The sequence below is a fragment of the Pseudomonas sp. NBRC 111139 genome, from assembly GCF_001753955.1.
Taxonomy (GTDB): domain Bacteria; phylum Pseudomonadota; class Gammaproteobacteria; order Pseudomonadales; family Pseudomonadaceae; genus Aquipseudomonas; species Aquipseudomonas alloputida.
On the sequence record NZ_BCBP01000132.1, the window covers coordinates 1 to 3334 of the forward strand.

A 3334-nucleotide genomic window follows, 5' to 3' on the forward strand; every position below is an offset into this window, starting at 1 on the left:
TTAGGCGAAGCGACGATGTTGGTCATGCAACCCTGGAAGCATCACCGCCCAATCGCGGAGATAAATCGAATTGAACCAACTTACTTATGTGCTGCTCGCAGCCGCTGCATTGTTTTTTTTCTTTGCAACCCTCCTGAAATCAGCCAGCGCTTTGTCATCAGCAAATTTTAGGATTGGCGGCACGAAGGTGCCTGTGTTACCTGGTATTCTAGTTTTCTGGCTAATTGCCCTTGTCGTTTGGGGGCTTTTTGATGCCTTCGGTGTGAGGGTGATTGCCTTTACGGCGCTAGTAGCAATTGAAGCCCTTGCGTTCTTCTCGTTGGAGAGGGGAGAGGCCGCCAGTGATAATGCGTTTCTTTGGCTTCTCAAAGCATTCATGCTTGGCGGTCTGTTCATAGTGGCGCTGACGATGTTCGCGGCGTAACGCTGCCATCAATCACCCCAAATAACGGACAATTCCACTATGCGCCAATCCACGACAGACCCCATTGAAGGCGAAGTATGCGCCGCACTGGCAGCTTACAAATGGGCTTTGGTTCAGACGAGCTACAGAAGCCTCTGGCATCGCCTGTTGTGTAGCGCGGGTGACAAGGCTGCTATCAGCCATTCTGCCGCCCTTGATCGAGCAGAAAAACACGCTCAGCAGGTTGTCAACAAAACGCCTGAGCATCGTTCGGCATTGGAGCGAATCGTTAAGCAGCAGCCAGAAGACGTTGCCAAGAAGGATCGCTTTTTCGACCTGCTCAACCTAACGTTCGAACCATAGGGAAGCCATGAAATTGCCGCCAATGCAATTTCGGGGCTCTCGGGCATAAGATAGGCAGCTTACACCCCTATTTAACCCATTTCGGAGAGGTAGCAGGATGCGGGCGTTAGAAGAGATCGTTATCGAGTTTTTTCAAGGCTGGGACGGCAAACATATCAGCGAGCCAGCTTTTGGAGCTCTAGGCGAGCTGGCGAAAGATGGGCGATTTGATGAAATGACTGCCCTGCTGGAGGCTTGCGTTAAGCGGCACGGGCGCTTTGCGATGGGCTATGTGTTGAAACATGTACCAGGGGTCCTTCTCAATAATTACGTCTACGGGCAGGTTGAAGCATCTGCGACGATTGTTGAGAACTATTGGCGCGACGAAGATGTTGCCACCACGATCAGAGACGCTGCACTGAAGCCTGGCAAATTATCTGTGGTCGTTCCGAGGATTCTCAGTGACCTTCGTGAAATGGCCGAGTCGAGCCGCTAACCTCACTAGACCCGCTGCTCCTGCCTTGCTCGGCCTTTGGCAGGTCAAGCAGTGTGTAAAGGCGCGGTTATCGCGCTTCAACATTTGACCGCGACAGGAGGCATGCCATGACAATATCCCCGCAATCTGATTCTTCGGAGCGCTCGCCAACCGCCGACGAGGCGGCGGGTATGGCATGGTGGAACTGCATGCCCGACGGTGAACGTAGCCAATGGCTTGCTGCTTCTGGTACCGGTACGGTTGCGGACGCCTGGGTAGCGCGAAAGGCTGCCCAAGCGCATGAAACCGCCGACGCTGCGGTCTACCACAACCATCTGTTTTGGTTCGATGAGCTCGCCCAGCGACGCCTGGCTGTCGACGCAGCCCCTGATAATGCGGAAGCCACTGCAGCGCTGCAGAGCGTTGAAGAACTGCTGCGGTTGGAAGAGTTGGAGCGCCACTTGCCTCTTCGCGCTTGGTGCATCGGCGACGACTATGTGGTCGTCGCCCGCTCAGTTGAGCAGGCGTTGGCGGTGGTCGAGGCCGAAGGGGGCGAGTTCCCAGGCGGATGGGCCGACCCCAGGCTAGTGGAAGAACACATTCCCGACCCTGCGAGCTCGCGGCGCACAAGCTTTGAGGATGCGCCGGACGTCAAGTTGACGTTCGCTGAAATGCTTCCGCGATTTCGGTTCCCGAGGATTATTTGGGTATGCCCCTTTGGCAACGAATGAACCTATCCCGAGTACGATGAATGAGCGGTACCGCACACGGTGAAAACTCCCGAATCACAGAGGCAGGCGTGGCCGCCGAGACATGAAGGTGAGGCATGAAGCTGGATCGCATCACAGGAAATACTGAGAACTACGGGCATCACCTGCAAGGGTTCTGTACCAATCCGGCGTGTGAACCCGGTGCGCTTGGCCGGCAGGTAGCTGAGCACCCAGAAGGTAGCCAGCAGCTGCCAGACGGTGTGCACCTGTTTGAGTGCTGCAGTTGTAAGCATCGCTTTGAGGTTCAAGAACAGTCATCAGCGCCGACAGAAGTAGCACCTGTGATTACGTCTGGGCTTTCGACCCTTACCGTGCCATGTCCATGGTGTGGTCACCGCAACGAATACAAAGCTGAGGTGTGGCCCTGGCTGAATAGCGGCGGCGTATTCGCTATTACACCCATCACAGCGTATGCGGTGGATTGCAGCGAGTGCCATGCCGCCTACACGCTTCGGCCGCAAGCCGAGTAGCGACGGATAACGCCATGTTGAATCTTGTAACTGACCAGCGCCCAGGTGAGCCAGACGTGCTTTCTGCGGTGAAGCATGCAGTTTTTGAAATCCGTTCTCTCGCCGGCGATGTGCTCCTAGCCATTGCCGCACCCCCAACGGGCTGGACGCATCAGCAGCTGATAACCGTTGCGTACGAGCATGTGGCAATAACCCGCGACGGGGCCGATGGCTACCTCGGCGGCGAGTGGATTGGCAGTAGCGAAATCTGACCAGAGTCGTTCAATTGAGCAGGAGATCACCATGCAGTCCAATAACCACCCCGCGGCGCCTGACAGCTTTGAGCGTTCCCGTTTGACGGATCTGGTAGCGCTGCATCAAGCAATCGCAGCGCTTGGCCAGGCGCCTGACTTTATGGCGGTAATTGAGCAGTGTTCGGCGCTGTATGACCGTGTACGCGCTCTTCACCCTACTCTGGTAAGTGCTGAGGAGGTTTCTGCCCTGAACTTGCTAATTGGATCAATGGCCGAAACGCGCAAGGAAACGCTCGGACTCTAAATTTGCGCGGGCGCAAGGGCTCGGGCCTACGCCCGACCACCTTGGATGACCCGCCCACCTGGTTACGCCGCCCCGGCCCATAGACTGACCCGACCCCCCATCCATTTTTGATATCGAGGATCCCGCCGTCGCTTTCGCGGCTGCGCACGACAGGAGAAACGCAACATGTCCAACCTGACCACGCCACAGATTCACGCCATCGGCGATTGGTGCGCCGAGCGCGGAATTTTGCCGCAGCGGATTGATGCCGCTGATATCAAGGCCGCGTGTGCCAGTCTGGGCATTTTCTTGGTCGGAGCGCTGAGCCAGTACGAGGTTGAGGCGATCAGTGACGTAT

Annotated in this window: 6 protein-coding genes; all 6 read left to right on the forward strand. The window is 56.4% G+C overall.

What is annotated here, in order from left to right; translation table 11 throughout:
- Nucleotides 1–70: 70 nt before the first annotated feature.
- Entirely contained in the window at nucleotides 71–424 is a 354-nt protein-coding gene (locus tag BJQ17_RS29305; protein WP_054925923.1) for a hypothetical protein, read from the forward strand.
- 39 nt (nucleotides 425–463) lie between these two features.
- On the forward strand, nucleotides 464–766 hold the full coding sequence (locus BJQ17_RS29310; RefSeq protein WP_023383618.1) for a hypothetical protein: 303 nt from the start codon (nucleotides 464–466) through the stop codon (nucleotides 764–766).
- A gap of 97 nt (nucleotides 767–863) precedes the next feature.
- Entirely contained in the window at nucleotides 864–1241 is a 378-nt protein-coding gene (locus tag BJQ17_RS29315) for a hypothetical protein (protein WP_023383619.1), read from the forward strand.
- Between the two features lie 107 nt (nucleotides 1242–1348).
- Nucleotides 1349–1951, forward strand: coding sequence for a hypothetical protein (locus BJQ17_RS29320; protein WP_023383620.1), 603 nt, complete (start codon nucleotides 1349–1351; stop codon nucleotides 1949–1951).
- A gap of 523 nt (nucleotides 1952–2474) precedes the next feature.
- A complete protein-coding gene (locus BJQ17_RS29325) occupies nucleotides 2475–2711 on the forward strand; it encodes a hypothetical protein (RefSeq protein WP_023383621.1) in 237 nt (78 codons plus the stop codon).
- Between the two features lie 31 nt (nucleotides 2712–2742).
- On the forward strand, nucleotides 2743–2997 hold the full coding sequence (locus BJQ17_RS29330; RefSeq protein WP_023383622.1) for a hypothetical protein: 255 nt from the start codon (nucleotides 2743–2745) through the stop codon (nucleotides 2995–2997).
- Nucleotides 2998–3334 lie beyond the last annotated feature (337 nt).